Source organism: Schlesneria paludicola DSM 18645 (assembly GCF_000255655.1).
GTDB lineage: Bacteria > Planctomycetota > Planctomycetia > Planctomycetales > Planctomycetaceae > Schlesneria > Schlesneria paludicola.
The window spans coordinates 1,426,509-1,441,971 of the sequence record NZ_JH636434.1; the positions used below are offsets into that span (position 1 = coordinate 1,426,509).

11 protein-coding genes are annotated in these 15,463 nt (G+C 56.2%); 9 read left to right on the top strand and 2 right to left on the bottom strand.

The window, feature by feature from the left end:
• The first annotated feature begins 35 nt into the window (after positions 1–35).
• A complete protein-coding gene (gene epsC / locus OSO_RS0106995; protein WP_010582733.1) occupies positions 36–968 on the top strand; it encodes a serine O-acetyltransferase EpsC in 933 nt (310 codons plus the stop codon).
• A gap of 334 nt (positions 969–1,302) precedes the next feature.
• Here epsC and gap read toward each other — a convergent pair whose 3' ends face one another.
• The gene (gap, locus tag OSO_RS0107000; protein WP_010582734.1) at positions 1,303–2,352 is read right to left on the bottom strand and encodes a type I glyceraldehyde-3-phosphate dehydrogenase; all 1,050 of its coding nucleotides are present in this window, start codon (positions 2,350–2,352) and stop codon (positions 1,303–1,305) included.
• Between the two features lie 484 nt (positions 2,353–2,836).
• Between gap and OSO_RS0107010 the strand changes: the two genes are divergently transcribed.
• The 8 genes from OSO_RS0107010 (at position 2,837) to OSO_RS47545 (ending at position 14,438) form a co-directional block, all read left to right on the top strand.
• Positions 2,837–4,993 (top strand): TolC family protein, encoded by a 2,157-nt coding sequence (locus OSO_RS0107010; protein WP_010582736.1) that lies wholly within the window; start codon positions 2,837–2,839, stop codon positions 4,991–4,993.
• Between the two features lie 123 nt (positions 4,994–5,116).
• The gene (locus OSO_RS0107020; RefSeq protein WP_010582737.1) at positions 5,117–7,558 is read left to right on the top strand and encodes a vWA domain-containing protein; all 2,442 of its coding nucleotides are present in this window, start codon (positions 5,117–5,119) and stop codon (positions 7,556–7,558) included.
• Positions 7,559–7,964: 406 nt separating this feature from the next.
• Positions 7,965–8,690 (top strand): HAD-IIIA family hydrolase, encoded by a 726-nt coding sequence (locus OSO_RS42500; protein ID WP_010582739.1) that lies wholly within the window; start codon positions 7,965–7,967, stop codon positions 8,688–8,690.
• A gap of 132 nt (positions 8,691–8,822) precedes the next feature.
• Positions 8,823–9,452 (top strand): D-glycero-alpha-D-manno-heptose-1,7-bisphosphate 7-phosphatase, encoded by a 630-nt coding sequence (locus tag OSO_RS0107030; RefSeq protein ID WP_157605075.1) that lies wholly within the window; start codon positions 8,823–8,825, stop codon positions 9,450–9,452.
• Positions 9,453–9,877: 425 nt separating this feature from the next.
• Entirely contained in the window at positions 9,878–10,873 is a 996-nt protein-coding gene (locus tag OSO_RS0107040) for a tetratricopeptide repeat protein (protein ID WP_010582742.1), read from the top strand.
• A 365-nt stretch (positions 10,874–11,238) separates the two neighbouring features.
• Positions 11,239–11,970 (top strand): phosphatidate cytidylyltransferase, encoded by a 732-nt coding sequence (locus OSO_RS0107050; protein ID WP_010582743.1) that lies wholly within the window; start codon positions 11,239–11,241, stop codon positions 11,968–11,970.
• 88 nt (positions 11,971–12,058) lie between these two features.
• Positions 12,059–13,198, top strand: coding sequence for an ABC transporter ATP-binding protein (locus OSO_RS0107055; RefSeq protein WP_083842800.1), 1,140 nt, complete (start codon positions 12,059–12,061; stop codon positions 13,196–13,198).
• A 19-nt stretch (positions 13,199–13,217) separates the two neighbouring features.
• Entirely contained in the window at positions 13,218–14,438 is a 1,221-nt protein-coding gene (locus OSO_RS47545) for an ABC transporter permease (RefSeq protein WP_010582745.1), read from the top strand.
• Between the two features lie 78 nt (positions 14,439–14,516).
• Here the strand turns inward: OSO_RS47545 and OSO_RS0107065 are convergent, their stop codons facing one another.
• The gene (locus OSO_RS0107065) at positions 14,517–15,341 is read right to left on the bottom strand and encodes a sugar phosphate isomerase/epimerase family protein (RefSeq protein ID WP_010582746.1); all 825 of its coding nucleotides are present in this window, start codon (positions 15,339–15,341) and stop codon (positions 14,517–14,519) included.
• Positions 15,342–15,463 lie beyond the last annotated feature (122 nt).

Genomic DNA, 15,463 nt, shown 5'->3' on the forward strand with positions numbered 1-15,463 from the left:
CGATCGACGCGACGTGCTCGTAAAAGGACTGGCTAATGGCCACCGACATTCGCCTGAAGGAACGCCTGCCCGAATTGACGGATCGGATCGTCGATACCTATCAGGAAATCGAAACGATCAACCATCTGGGACACTGCCCGCTGCCCAGCATCGATGTCGTCACGGAAATCGCCGAGGATATGAAGGAAATCCTTTACCCTGGCTACCGCAAGCGGCAGAATCTGCACCTGGGCAATGTCACCTATCATATCGGTGACCTGGTCGACAGTCTGCACGATCGGCTGACGCAACAGATCGCCCGCGCGCTGCGACACGATTATCGCCGCAAAAACCGATTGACGTGCAGCGACGTTCAGCCAGACTTCGAGGCGATTGGCCAGGAAAAAGCGATCGAATTCCTGTCGACCGTCCCACGAATCCGCCGTTTGCTCGCAACCGATGTCCAGGCGGCGTTCGATGGCGACCCTGCCGCAGGGGGCTTGGACGAAATCATCTTCTGCTATCCGGGCCTGGAAGCGGTCACGATCTATCGACTGGCGCATGAACTGCACCTTTTGCAGGTCCCGTTGATACCTCGCATGATCTCCGAATGGGCCCATGGACGAACGGGAATCGACATTCATCCCGGCGCGACGATTGGCCCCTCATTCTTCATCGATCACGGTACGGGCGTCGTCATCGGCGCAACATGCGAGATCGCCAGCCACGTCAAGCTGTACCAGGGTGTGACGTTGGGGGCACTTAGCTTTGCCAAGGACGAACAGGGCAATCTGATTCGCACGTCGAAACGGCATCCGACAATCGAGGACCATGTGGTAATTTACGCCAACGCCACGGTTCTGGGTGGAACAACCACGATCGGACGCAACTCGGTGATTGGCGCCGGCGCATCAGTCTACGAGAGCATCCCCCCAAACACGGTGGTGACCCTGGAAAAACCCACACTTCGGATGCGTCAGGCTTCGTAGACTTCGATCCCTCGTTCCCACGTCTACCCGCGTTTCTCCTCGTCATCCCTCGTTCCCAAGCTCCCGCTTGGGGACGTATCTTTTTCTTGCTCCTCTGTTCTTCTTCCTCCCGCGTCGTTCCTCGTTACCAAGCCGTCCCGCTTGGTAACGCCTCGTTCGCCACACCGTCCTCACCCGCCATTGCCCCAGGCCACCGCTCTGAAGGTGGCGCTCACCATAAATCACAAATGCCCCGCCACACACGTGTGACGGGGCATTTGTTTTGCATCTTGATTAAACCTGCCATCGAGACAAACTCAGTCAACCTGAATTAAGTCCAATGGGCCACCAGGCATCAAAGTCCCTTCGAGATCACCAATTTCACGAGGTCGCCCACGCGATTGCTGTAACCCCACTCGTTGTCGTACCAGTTGATCAGCTTGAAGAACTTGCTGTTCAGTTCGATACCGCTGCCTTTGTCGAAGATCGACGATGCCTTGCTGTGAATGAAATCACTGCTGACGACTTCGTCTTCGGTGTATTCCAGCACGCCCTTCAAATAGGTTTCGCTGGCCTTCTTCATGGCGGCCGCGATTTCGGCGTAGCTTGTTTCCTTGACGGTCTTCACCGTCAGGTCAACGACCGAAACGGTCGGAACCGGCACGCGAAGCGACATCCCGGTCAACTTGCCTTTGACTTCCGGGCAGACCAGCGCCACGGCCTTCGCGGCACCCGTTGAACTGGGGATAATGTTCTGAGCGGCAGCACGGCCACCCTTCCAGTCCTTTTTGCTTGGACCGTCAACCGTTTTCTGGGTTGCGGTGTATGCGTGAACGGTCGTCATCAGACCTTCATCGATCCCGAAACCTTCCTTCAGCAGCACGTGAACGACAGGCGCCAGGCAGTTCGTCGTGCACGAGGCATTCGAAATGATGTGGTGCGACTTCGGATCGTACTTGTCCGAATTCACGCCCATCACCACGGTGATATCTTCACCCTTCGCAGGGGCCGAGATGATGACCTTCTTCGCGCCGGCGGTCAGATGCCCCTTGGCCTTTTCTGCTTCGGTAAACAAGCCCGTCGATTCGATCACGATATCCACACCAAACTGCTTCCAGGGCAGTTCGGCAGGTGATTTGGCGCTCACGACATGAATGTCGTGGCCATTGACGACCAGAACGTCGTCTTCGGCTTTGTCCGGGCTGGATTTCTTCGAGCTCACTTCACCGGAGAAACGCCCTTGCGTTGTATCATACTTCAACAAATAGGCCAGGTTGTCGGCAGGAACGACATCGCCGACAGCGACGACCTGAAGGTCTTTGCCAACCAAGCCTTGCTCAACCATGGCTCGGAACACCAACCGCCCAATGCGGCCAAAACCGTTAATCGCGACCTTCACCGTCACAATACTTCTCCTGAACAAAAAGGTTCGCCGACGAGGCGTCCGAATGGACTGCGAGCAAAGTTTCCAAAGAGACTGCACGCCACAAGCCCTTGGCGATCAAGCCATAGATTCTAGTTCCATCCGTCATCAGGAACAAGGAAACGAATGTGCCCCACGATTGCCTTAATTTCGGTTCCCCGTAACCCGTAAGCGATTTCCTGACGCAATCGAAAAACTCTGTGATCACGCAATCGCTGTCATGATGAGTCGATCCGTACATTCGATGTACAATGTTGCTTCGCCCCCTCAATTTCTCCCAATTCTGTCTAAGAACCTAAGTCCTGATGATGCCCTGCCCTTCGTCGCATCGGCACTGCGGCAACTTGCTATAGACCAAGAGAAAAGCGTTTGATAGGGTTCGCGCACTCGGCAATCTCCCGCCGCGTAAATCCCATCAATCGACTTTCCAATTTGTAATCCACGTTCCCATCAGGACGACCGACACGTGCCGGATCTCGTCAGGATTGCGCGTCCCCTACGTGGCCTTCAAAGGCTTGCGGTAATCGGCTGCGCCGTCATTTCGGCCGGCTGCGCATCCTGGCTGGGAACAGAACCCAGAATCCAGAACCACCTTGTCAACCACTACAACCGCATCGCGGAACAGGTTGCTAAGGTCGACCCCGAACTCCAGTCGCCGGATCCGGCTCCGTCTCTGGGAGAAGGACGCGACCTGGTTCCCCCTGATCCCGCAGATCGATGGCCGATTGCACTGCTCGATGCACTGAGGATCGGCATCGAAAACAACAAGATCATCCGACAGAACGCGCAGTTCATGTCGCCCGGAAACCCTGTCCTGCGAAATCCAGACGGCGTGCCGTCGGTCTTCGATTCGATCATTCAAAACGAAGGGGTTTTGTACGGCCAACGCGGTACGCAAGCCGCCCTTTCCGACTTCGACCCGCGTCTGACGACGGTGTTCAAATCCGGAAACGACCAGACCGTTCAGAACTCGCTTGTGCAGGCACCGCCCAATCAAATTCTCGAAAACAACTACACGAGCTATCAAACACGGCTCGAACAGACGTTCCTGAATGGTGCGTCGGTGGCGATCAACAACAACTGGAATTATCAGCTTACCAACCAACCGCTGCAGTTGTTCAACTCCGCCTATACCGGTGTCTTGGGCGCTGAATTTCGACAGCCCTTGTGGTCAGGTGGAGGCGAATTCTTCACGTCGGTGGCCGGTCCCGCCAACCAGCGCGCTCGTGGCTTCAGCAACGTGAGCCAGGGGATTGTGATCGCCCACATCAATCGGCGGCTTTCCGAGATTGACCTGCATGAAAACCTGCAGAATCTGGCCCGCGATATTGGTGAATCGTACTGGGATCTTTATCAAACCTATCAAGACTATGAGTCAGAACGCGGCTCGGCAAAGGTGGCGAAAGACCTTTGGGATAGCATGCGCCGCCGCGAATACCAGGAATCGGGTGTCGATCTTGCCCAGGCGGAAGACGCCTATTTTGACGCCAAAGGCCGCGAAGAACTGGCTCTTTCCAATCTGTACCTGACGGAAGCCAAATTCCGTCGGCTACTGGGTTTACCCATCGATGACAAACGAGTCATCTTCCCCAGCGATCTGCCCCGTGAGGAAGAAATTTCGCTCGACCGCCCTCGGTGTTTGTACGAAGCTCTTTGCAACCGCCTTGAGCTGACACGACAGAAAACGAACCTGCACAGCCTGGAACTGCAGTTAGTCGCGGCCAGAAAGCTGGTCGCACCCAAACTGGATTTTGTTTCGGGCTACGCTCTGAATGGGTTCGGCCACAATTTCCTGAACGCCAATACCGACAACTTCAATAGTGCCGTTTCCAACCTTTATACGGGACGAGAGACAAGCTGGAGCGCCGGCTTTGAATACTCAATCCCGCTCTGGCTGCGTCAGGAAAAGGCGCAGGTCAGGCAATTGGAATTCCGGATCGTCAAAGCACGCCGAGCCCTGGCGACGCAGGAAGACGAAATTGCTCACGAGCTCAACAATGTGCTGCTGACAATCAAGCGATCTCAATCCATCTCAAAGATCTATCAGCTTCGACTGACGGCCGCAAAAAAACGCGTCAATGCCGCTCGAAAGGCCTACGAAGGGGGCTATAAAAACAGCGATCTCTTCCTGCGGGCGCTGGCCAGTCAAACGCTGGCGCAAGTCGCCTATGCCAAAAGCATCACAGAATACAATAAGTCGCTTCGCGAGCTGCTCTACCGCACGGGACGACTGCTGCCCATGGATGGAATTTCGGTTCTCGATGTGGATGGTCTGCCGCTGAATTCACCAGCCCAAGACGAAGTCCCGCCCGGACCACTTCCCGAATTGCCATCGCCATCCGACCCCGACAACAAGCCGGATGCGAAGCCAAAACGAAAGACTCCCGTGGCAGACGGCGTCCGACCCGAAGTGCCTGCAGGCTTTTCGTCGATCAGCAATTCTTTAGAATCAGCAACCGAAGAAATACCGCAAGAAATGCCGTTGCAGACAACGGACCCAGCCGCAGAACCATCCTCCGACCCAGCCGCCTGGGCACCGCAGGAACTTCCTGTTGATGCGTCAACATCCGACGAAAACGAACCGGGCTACTCCATTGTCGTGCCGCCATCGCCGGACGAGTAACCGCTCGGCCGTCATTCAACGATCGAATTGACGCCGTAAACCATTCTCGACGGTGAATTCCCTGCGAGCATGGCATACACTGGCGGCAGGTCTCTGTGTTGTTGACTCTGGCGATTCGTGCTCATGTCGTTCATGCACCCCGCACTGTTGGCTGGATTGGGATTGGCGATCATTCCCATCCTGTTGCATTTGCTATTGCGGGCAAAACCCAAGCGGCTGATCTTTCCCGCACTACGACTGATTCAGCAAAACCGTCGTCAGAACGTCCGCCGTCTGCAGCTTCGACATCTCTGGCTGTTGTTGCTGCGTGTGTTGGCGATCGTATTAATCTCGCTGGCACTCACCCGCCCATCGCTGCCCGCGGCCAACTATGCGTTTGGCACCAGGGAATGGCTGTCGTTTCTTGCAGTTGTTGCGTTGGGATTGGCAGCCTACTTCGGAATCATGCACTGGTGGAAACGCCGGAACTGGCCGCGCAATACCTTCCTGACACGGCGAACCATCCTGCGCGGCGGCGTTGGAACTCTTGTCGCGGTCTTACTGCTGCTCCTCGTCGGCTGGCCGTATGCCAGCCGTGTCTCGGCCGAGATCAAGTCTCCAGCTCCCAAAGTGGCAGACAACATTCCCGTGGCAGCGGTGTTTCTGTTCGACACCAGTCCGAGCATGACCTATCGGCATGCGAACCAGACACGCCTGCAGGTCGCGCAACAAATTGCCAGTGATCACCTGAGTCGCATGCCAAGCGGCAGCAAGCTTATGATCGCCGGTTCGCACGAGTCGAGTTCGCCCGTATTTTCACTCGACCTTCAGGCCGCTCGTGGAAGAATCGACTCCACCGAGATCAATGCGGTCAGCTTGCCGCTCAACGACATGCTTCGAACGGTCCTGTTGGCGCAAGAAGACGACCGTCGTCGCTCCACAGAAGACCAATCCGGTCCCGCGAACCAGAAACAGGATCGCTTTGTCCGCGAAATTTATCTGTTTACCGACCTGGCCAAATCCGCCTGGCGCGAAGATACGTCCACACTGCTGCACGATGAATTGAAACGGTTGGATACGGTCGGTGTCTACTTGATCGATGTCGGCGAGACCGGCGCCACGAACACGGGAATTTCGGGCGTAAAACTTTTACGCGAGACGATCCCCGTCGGCGGTTTCTTGAAGGTGGATGTTGCCCTTTCTGCAACAGGCGCCGTTCCCCCCGACCAGATGATCGAACTCTCGCTGACCGAAGCAGACGGAAAACAATCCAGGAAAAAGCAGGAACCCGTCACATTGGAATCCGGGTCAGAGCGCATTCTTCGATTGGAAATCCCCACGAACGCCAAAGGCCGGTATCAACAGGGCGAGGTCCGTGTCGTGGGATCAGATCCCTTGGCCATCGACAATGTGGCCTACTTCACCTTCCGGACATTGCCGCCACTGAAAGTTTTGATCGTCGCCGAGACACCTACCGTGGCCAGATTTTGGCAGACGGCGCTAAATGTTCTTGCCGACGAAAAGATCACCGACATCCGCCCCGAGTTTGTCACCGCCAATCGATTTGCTTCATCGAACGTTGACGCTTTTGACGTGGTCTGCCTTCTCAATGTCTCCTCGCCAACCGAAGCGTTCTGGAACAAACTGAGACCGTTCGTTGAACATGGGGGCGGCCTTGCCGTGTTTCTGGGTGCCGAGAGTTCGGCTGTTTCGGACACGCGGCAGAGCAACCGAATCGATCCGGTTGGCTACAACAGTGCGGCGGCCCAATCCGTCCTGCCGGCCGAATTGATCGCATCGCTTCCCCTCTCACCGCCGAGATCGATGGATTTGCGGCAAACACAACACCCGTTTCTCAAACAGTTCGCAGATCTGGACGAAAACGCGCTGACCGAGTTGGGAGCGACGCTCTCAAGCCGCGCCTGGAAAGTCAAACCGCAACCCGGATCAATGGTCGTCTCCAAATTCAGCGAAGTTCGAGACTGGCCAGCCCTGGTCGAACGACGCTTGGGTGATGGTCGAGTCATGCTGATGACCACCAGTGTCGACAATGTCGAATGGAATGATCTCATCCGCACCCCGTGGTATTTCGTCTTCGCCGATCAATTGATGCAGTATCTTTCGCAGCAGACGTCCGTCAGGACAAACCTGCGCGTCGGCGATGAAGTGTCGTTGCCGCTGGATCGTCAGCACCCACTCAAGAAAGTCGTGCTGCGAATGCCTGATTTCAAACAGCGGACACAAGACGTTCCTCTCGATTCAAAATTCCTCTTACTCCGCGACCTGACCGCCATTGGTTCCTATCAGGTGGATTCGACGGACAAGAAGAGTACCTACGAAGAAGGTTTTAGTCTCAATCTGCCGGCTCGCGAATGCGACCTGCGCCGTTTGGAACCCACGGAACTTAATTCGCTACTGGGCGAAGGCCGCTATACCGTCAATCGTGACCCTGGCAGCCTGGAACGAAACGTTCAGACCGGACGGCTGGGCCAGGAAGTCTACAGCCTGCTCGTCGCGTTCCTCATTGCCGTATTTGCCTTGGAACAATTCACGGCCACCTGGTTCTACCGCACGGATGAGGCCTAACTCCCGGCGTGCGGGGAATCACGTACGGCAACCGTTCATAGGCCGGAGACAGGCTCATTTTCCCGCATTCAAGGGAACAATGCCCCACCTCGATGCACTGTGGATTCCAATTGAACCGCGAAAATGTGCCTGTCCCCTCTCTTCGGTCCGTGAACGGTGACTCTCGTACGAGAAAAATCGGCCGAGGCTCATTGCCAACTGGTCGAACTGAGAAAAAACTCAGCCGGACTGGCCGGTCGGAACTACAATTTCTGAAATGCCCCAATGTCGCGCGTGGAAGTCGCTATGGCGGCGGGCGAGGATGCAGTCAATGCATCCTCGCCCGCCGCCATAGACCACCCGCAAAAAACATGGGATTCAGTCTGGCGAAACAGCAATTCGATCAATGGGTGGAAGGATTGGGATTTTGACTGCGGATCATCAGGGCCCCTTGTTGAGCACCGAATATCAATGGATGGTTTTCGATGCCGTTGGAACACTCATTCGACCGAATCCATCCGTGGCGGTTGCCTATCATTCGATCGCCGTGCGCCACGGATCAAGGCAATCCGTTGACGAGATCGGGCAACGATTTCGTCAATCTTTTCGACAGACCGAAACCGAGACATTTCCCGGTGGCCCCGACGCCACATCGATCTGGCAATCCAGCGATGCGATTGAAATGGCGCGTTGGCGCTGGATTGTTGAGCAGGTGATTCCCGATGTCCCCTCGATCGACGAGTGTTTCACCGAGATGTGGGATCATTTTGCCCGACCGTCATCCTGGGCTTGCTTCGACGATGTGGGTTCAACGCTCCAGGCACTTTCAAACGCGGGATATCGCCTGGCAATCGCATCGAACTTCGATTCTCGCCTTCATACCGTTTGTAGCGGTCACCCGGAATTGAAATTGATCGAGCAGCGATTTGTGTCGTCGGAAACGGGTTATCGGAAGCCAGCCCCCGAGTTCTATGCCCAGGTCATTTCTCGTTGTGGCTGTGACGCAAATCAGATATTCATGATCGGTGACGATCTACAGCACGATGTGTCGGCCCCGCGTGCCAATGGCATGAACGCCGTATTGATTGACCGACTGAACGCAGGGACGACGGGCAACACGATCAGGTCGCTACATCAGTTGCTGAAACACTGAGACGACGACTGGCCCCAGTGCGATTTCAGGCCTGAAAATAGTGGTCGGGTGGCCGGAGCCGAACAAGCGCAGCGATAGAAACCTCGGGGTTTCGGCAAAGCCTTCCAAACCTGGCCACCCGAGAATTTCGGTATGACAACACCCCCTGGGCACAAAGGAACTGTATTGGCCCCGCTTCAATCCCCAAAACTCCGGCAGGCCGTCTTCCTGGATCGCGATGGAACCGTCAACGAAGAGGTCCACTACCTCTCTCAACCGGAGCAGCTCGTATTGCTGCCAACCGTCGCAGAGACCATCGCCTTGCTCAATCGGCACCAGATTGCCGTGGTCGTTGTCACGAACCAGGCTGGCGTTGCACGCGGCTACTTCCCAGAGCAGCGTCTCGAACCGATCCATCAGCGACTTCAGATACTCCTTGGAGAACACCAGGCGCGAGTCGACGGCATCTACTACTGTCCCCATCATCCCTCTGCCGGCTTAGGCCACTACAAGGCCTACTGTGACTGCCGCAAACCGATGCCAGGCATGTTGACCCGCGCCGCGCAGGAATTGGGGCTGGATCTCACGCAATCGCTGATGATTGGCGATCGCGAAAGCGACCTTCAAGCCGGTGCCGCGGCGGGTTGTCTGACGGCACTCGTGCGAACCGGATACGGACATGAAACGAGCGTGGCGATCGATCACAACCGGGTCCGGGGAATCGGCACATTTGATTCCGTCGGCGACGCGGTCGAAGCCTGGTTGGGCCTCAACAAACATTGATGCATCGCACGGAACGCACACGATTCCTCGTTGCCAAGCTCCCGCTTGGCAACGCATCCTGCCTCCTTTTATCTGGCAAGCAGGAACGCCTCCTGCACCGCTCGTCCACATTGCTGGTGTTGGGGAAGCGTTGCCAATCGACAACTTGGCAACAAGAAATCCCTGGACAGACTCGGGACAAATCGGATTGGCTCGATTTCAGGTGACGGACGAAAGCTGACGAGTCCGAGAGCCAGCCTGCAGCCGATGCTCCTGACAACATGTCACTTCAAAGAAAGACCTATTTTTCAAGCGTAAAGTCATCACACACGCCAACGAGACGGCGTCGCGCCCGCTCGAGAACATCGTCTTCTCAGAATTCTCATAACGTGCTAAGCTCCCCGCCCCATTCCCAAGCTGTCTCCGAAACTATCTAGGGTGCAGGAATGTTGCCTGATCCTAATGGTGCAATTGCCAATACGATCACAACGATCAGAAACCGAACGCCGGTTTTGACGCCGCGTTCCATTCGCTTGGGCGTTGTGGCCGTCTTGATCTGCCCCTTGGTGACCGGCTGCCAGTCTCTGCAGAAGCGGTTGAGTCAAGATTCGGCGAAATGCGGGGCTCTATGCGCACAAGCACGTGAAGCACGCGAACGAGGGAATGCCGAACAGGCCAACCAGTACCTTGACGAGGCACTCCGTCAGAAACCAACCGACGTCGAAACGCGCCGTCAATTGGCGGAAACCATGTGGAACTCGGGACGACGCCACGAAGCGGTTGAAGAGTTCGCAGCGCTCCACAATCAACTCCCCAAAGATACCCGGCTCGCCGCCCGTCTCGCCGTCATGCAGTGGGAAACCAATCGGCGGACCGAAGCCGCTGAAACGGCCGAGTCGGTTCTGAAACTGGATCAAAAGTCGAAAGAAGCATGGCTTGTTCGAGCCCGTTGCCAGGTTGTTCGCGAAGAATTCGAAGAAGCCATGTCCTCATATATTCAACTCGCACAGTTGGCTCCCGACGACGTCATTCCGATGATCGAATTGGCGGAACTTCATCTCAAACGAGGTCATCCGGACCGTGCCTGCCCGTTGTTTCGTGCCGCCAGCCAGCATTCCGCAACCACGCCGGAACAACAATCGGAAATTGAATGGTTGCTGGGAATCTCATACACGCGAAGTCAGCGCTGGTCCCTCGCGGTGCCGGTGCTCGAACGGGCCATCGGACGACGAAAGGCATCGGCCGAAGATTGGTGCTTTCTCGGATGGGCACGATTGCAGAGCGGTGACGTAACAGGCGCTCAGTCCGACCTTCAACGAGCGGTCCATTGCGATCCCAACTCTGCGTCGGTTCGATCGCTCGCCAATCAACTCGAGGCGTCGACGGAATCGATGACCGCGCAACGTCGTGTCACTCCGGCCGGACACCACGACCTCGATTGACCGCAACATAATTGCATTAAGTCACTTACGGCGAGAAAAAATTCATTCCGCAGTGAGGACAATACGGAAGAAACTTAAGATCGGCATTGCGTTCTGGCCACGCGCAGATTTTGCCGGTTATGCCTCGCGTTGCCGGTAAGGCGATTGACGGGGCGACATCAATTGACCAAATCTTCTTAAGTCGATTCGTCGATTTAACGCTAAGTTCATCGTGACAATCACAGACGCAACAATTCCATGGGGCAGGAAATTCCATGGAAGCGCCTCGAACACGGTGGTAGTTTTGGAACGTCTGGCATCAATGCCCAAGGGATTGCAGCGAGCCGCTGTCGAGAACCATCCTTACAACAGGACGGAACCCCCTCATGAGCCGCTTGTCGACTTCCCAGAATTTCATCCAGCCCGCAATTCCCGTCAATTCCGCGGGCGCTGGAGCACCGCCACTACCCCAGTGGGTCCTGGCACTTCCCGGTGTCCCTCATCTGGTCAGTCGATTGGGTGTGACCGAATTTCGACGTCGATTGTTTCACATGACCCCGGCCCTGCTGCCTGTGGGACTTCCCATTATCCCACACTCCGATGTCTGGGGGCCGACTCTCGTCACCATCATCTTTATCCTCTCCATTTCCGCGCTTGTCCTGGCCGTCACTTTTGGTCACCTGATGAAGCGTCGACGAGAAGAGAATTGGATGGAAGCCGTCGTGGGATACATGGTTCCCGTGCTGCTTCCACTCGTTATTTTCCCGGGACGCGCCGAGTTTGGCCTGATGACACTCCAGATCATTGCACTCGGTGACGGATCGGCAACGTTGGGTGGAATCATGCTGGGTGGACGACGTCTGCCTTGGAATCGCAGCAAAACGTTCTCGGGCTTGTTCTGTTTTGCCATTGTGGGCACGTTGGCATCGACCTACAGCTTCTGGGGAGAGTCGCGACCTGCAATTCCCGTCGGATCAGCGTTCTTGATCTGCGGTACGGCGGCCCTGCTCGCGGCCTTCGTCGAATCGTTGCCGATCCGCTCGAATGACAATCTGCGGGTTGGTGTCACGGCGCTCTTCACGGGGGTCTTAATGAGCCAACTGCTCTCCTCCTTCTAAATTCTAAAACAGAGAATTCTGCGGTTCTCTCAAAGTCACAGGTCTGCTACGTTTGCCGAGTTCCTGCGTTGAAGGAGGTTCGTGACGCATGGCGACAGCACACTCTTTCACTCGCTCACCACTGGAACGCGGGTGGACTATGGACCTGCGAAAACCGATCGTGAACCGCTCGAAACTCATGTCAGAACCTGTGCCTGATCGAACTGATTCAACGACAAGCCTCGTTGACGTCCGTCATTTGCGCAAGAGCTACGGACAGCATCTGGCGGTGAAAGACGTCAGCTTTTCGCTCGAATCGGGCGAGGTTCTGGGCCTGCTTGGCCCAAACGGTGCTGGCAAAAGCACGACCATGATGATGGTCGCCGGTTTGCTGTCACCCACAAGCGGCGAGATCTTGTTCCATGGGCAACCTTTCAACGGTCGGAATCACGATCAGCGAAGACTTTTGGGCGTTGTTCCTCAGGAATACGCGATCTACCAAGAGCTGAACGCGATCGAAAACCTGATGTTCTTCGGCAAACTCTATGGCTTGCGAGGAAAAGCGCTCAAAGCACGCTGTGACGAAGTCCTCGACCAGATTGGCCTGGTCGAGAGTGCGCATCGTCCCTCCGGAAACTACTCGGGCGGCATGAAGCGACGGCTGAACTTTGGTGTGGCCATCATGCATCGCCCGCGAATCCTGATCCTTGATGAACCGACAGTCGGCGTCGATCCTCAATCGCGATCGCATCTCATGGACTGCGTACGACTCCAGGCCAAAGATGGCGTTGGAATCATCTACGCCAGTCACTACATGGAAGAAGTGCAGTCGATCTGCGAACGCGTTGCGATCGTGGACCACGGAGAAGTTCTGGCCAACGACTCCATTCCGAATCTGCTGTCCGGCCTGGTGGCGGACCTCTATCTCTACGTTGACCGAACGACCGGAGTCGCGAACGAACTTGGCGACTGGGGCCGCCTGGGAACAGGCAGCGACGGCGCGCCGGCCGTGATCTTACAAGGTGAATTGAACCCGACAGACAATCTCGGTCTGCCTGTTTCGATGGACCGTGGCCAGTTGACGAGTCTGGCCCGCGATGCACGCCCTTCCCCGAGTCTGGCCTGGCGGCTGCAAGTGGCCTTACACAAACTCGGCAATCTGGGAATCCGCGTCCTAAGGATTGAAACACAGCAATCCAATCTTGAACGGCTATTCCTCCAATTGACCGGAAATCGTCTGCGCGATTGAAGAAGAAGGTGTTCAACGCATGTCGGCCTGGCATATCACTCTGAAGGACCTGTTGCTGCTGACGCATGACAAACGTGCGCTGGTATTGCTGCTCGTCCTGCCACTGATGTTCATTTCGATCGTGGGAATGTCGACGGGTCAGTTCTTGACGCGAGACGATGACGCCGATCGATTCAAGGTTGTGGTCGTCGATCAAAACAAAAGTGAGACCTCTCGCGACTTGATGAAAGAATTTCAGCAACGTCCCGAACTCTCCATGAGTGCCGCCGATTCAATCGATTCGGCATTCGACGTCCTGCGACGTGGCGACGCGTCGATGATTCTGATCGTCGGCCCTGAATTCGAAGCGCGCGTCGACGATGTCCGCGTCAGCGATATCTTCAATTCGCAGAACGGCCTGACCGCTCAGGGGCCTGCGGCGCTCGATCTCACTTTCGAATCGAAGTTGGGATCATCGGGCGTTGGCCGATTGCTTGAAGCGGTCCTGTACTCGCAAATCATCAAGTTTGTCGCACCCATCGCGGCGAAAAAGAATCCCGTGACACGCGCCTGGGTTCGCCAGCGAGAAAATGAAGAAGCGGAAGGCGATCCTGTCGCGGCGGCCCCCACCTCGGCCCAAGTTCGGGTGCAAAACAATTCCGTCTACCTGTGGGTCGTTCCCGGCTTCACGGTCATGTTCGCATTTTTTCTGATCAGCATCATGGCTCGCTCGTTCATCATCGAGCGTGACCAAGGGACGCTCCGACGCCTGCTGATGGCGCCCGTAGGCACACTCCCAGTCCTGGTGGGCAAAACGACGCCATTCTATTTGACGTCTGTGCTGCAATGCGGTTTGCTGTTCGTGTGCGGCCGCCTGTTGTTCGGAATGCCCTGGGGATCACAGCCGCTGTATTTGATTCCCGTGGTGCTTTGCACGTCGGCGGCGGCCACGTCCTTGGGACTGCTGCTGTCAACCGTTGTGAAATCCGACCAGCAGGTCTCCTCCTATGGCACGACGCTCATCCTGGTCCTCAGCAGCATCAGCGGCTGTTTCTTTCCGCGCGAATTCTTCCCGAAAGCGATGAAACAGATCAGTCTCTTCACCCCGCACGCCTGGTCACTGAAAGCCTTTGACGCCGTGCTGACGCAGCCGAACGTCGACCCGCGATTGATCGCGACCTGTTGCGGGATGCTGCTTCTGTTTGCCGTCACCTGCTTCACCACCGGTTGGTGGCGATTCCGTGCCACGGCACGTGCCTGAGGCTTTGATCGTCCGGATCGATCCTGCCGCGATTCGCATGATCAAGCGCCATCGGCCTGCGACGGGCGACCGTGCCTGTCAGGACTCGCTCAGCCCACACGATTTCATCAAGCGGCGCGTCGCAGAATAGGCCTCGGCAACCCAGGATTCGATCTGATCCGGTTCAGGGCTGTATTCGAGTTCAATGGAGATCGCGCCGCTCAATCCCAACTGAGCGATCTCGCGCAAGTAGGGCTCAAATTGAACCACTCCACGACCTGGCGGAAGGTCGCCGTGGACCTTTCCATCACAGTCTGAAATATGGACATGAATCGCCTTCCCCTTCAGGCGTTTGACCTCTTCTGCCGGAACTTGCGCGAGACACAGGTGCGACACATCAATGTTCGCCCGGACGGCATCGTGGTCAACATCGTCGATGAATCGCACCATCGTCTCGACACTGTTGATCAATGAGAGCGGAAACGGTTCAAGCTCCAAGGCAATCTGAATGCCCAACTCCGCCGCATAGTCGCCAAGTCGCTGACAGTTTTCGATCGCGAAACCCCATTGGTCTTCGGGACGAATGACTTCGCGATTCCAGATGTATTCTCCCAGAACCAGCAGCACGTTCTTCGCAGAATACTCGTACGCCAGTTCCAGATACTGGGTGACTCGATCGACATGGAAACGTTGGACGCTGGGGTTAAAGTCCACTAACCCCGTCGCGACACAACACAAGGAAACGATGGGTAAGTCCAAGCGTTCACACTCGCGCCGAATCAATTGACGCTCTTGAATCTCGAGATCCAGTGGATCGGCGAATAGATCGATGGTATCGAACCCGATCTCCTTCGTCTTTTGAATTCCCCACGCCGTATCGCGACCGGCCTGTGCCCAGGCGGAATTGATCAGTCCCAGTTTCATGTGTCGAGATCCCTCGTGGTGCTTCAAACCTGAATTGACACGTCGATGAACGCACAGCAAGCGGGTCAACAGCCTGCGAGCGATCCTCGCGAACCTGCCGGGACCGAGTGGACTCGCATGGC

Coding starts and splice junctions, on each gene's coding strand:
- epsC (WP_010582733.1), top strand. CDS start 36: ATGGCCACCGACATTCGCCTGAAGGAACGCCTGCCCGAATTGACGGAT.
- OSO_RS0107030 (WP_157605075.1), top strand. CDS start 8,823: ATGACAACACCCCCTGGGCACAAAGGAACTGTATTGGCCCCGCTTCAA.
- OSO_RS0107040 (WP_010582742.1), top strand. CDS start 9,878: ATGTTGCCTGATCCTAATGGTGCAATTGCCAATACGATCACAACGATC.
- OSO_RS0107020 (WP_010582737.1), top strand. CDS start 5,117: ATGTCGTTCATGCACCCCGCACTGTTGGCTGGATTGGGATTGGCGATC.
- OSO_RS0107050 (WP_010582743.1), top strand. CDS start 11,239: ATGAGCCGCTTGTCGACTTCCCAGAATTTCATCCAGCCCGCAATTCCC.
- OSO_RS0107065 (WP_010582746.1), bottom strand. CDS start 15,341: ATGAAACTGGGACTGATCAATTCCGCCTGGGCACAGGCCGGTCGCGAT.
- OSO_RS47545 (WP_010582745.1), top strand. CDS start 13,218: ATGTCGGCCTGGCATATCACTCTGAAGGACCTGTTGCTGCTGACGCAT.
- OSO_RS0107055 (WP_083842800.1), top strand. CDS start 12,059: ATGGCGACAGCACACTCTTTCACTCGCTCACCACTGGAACGCGGGTGG.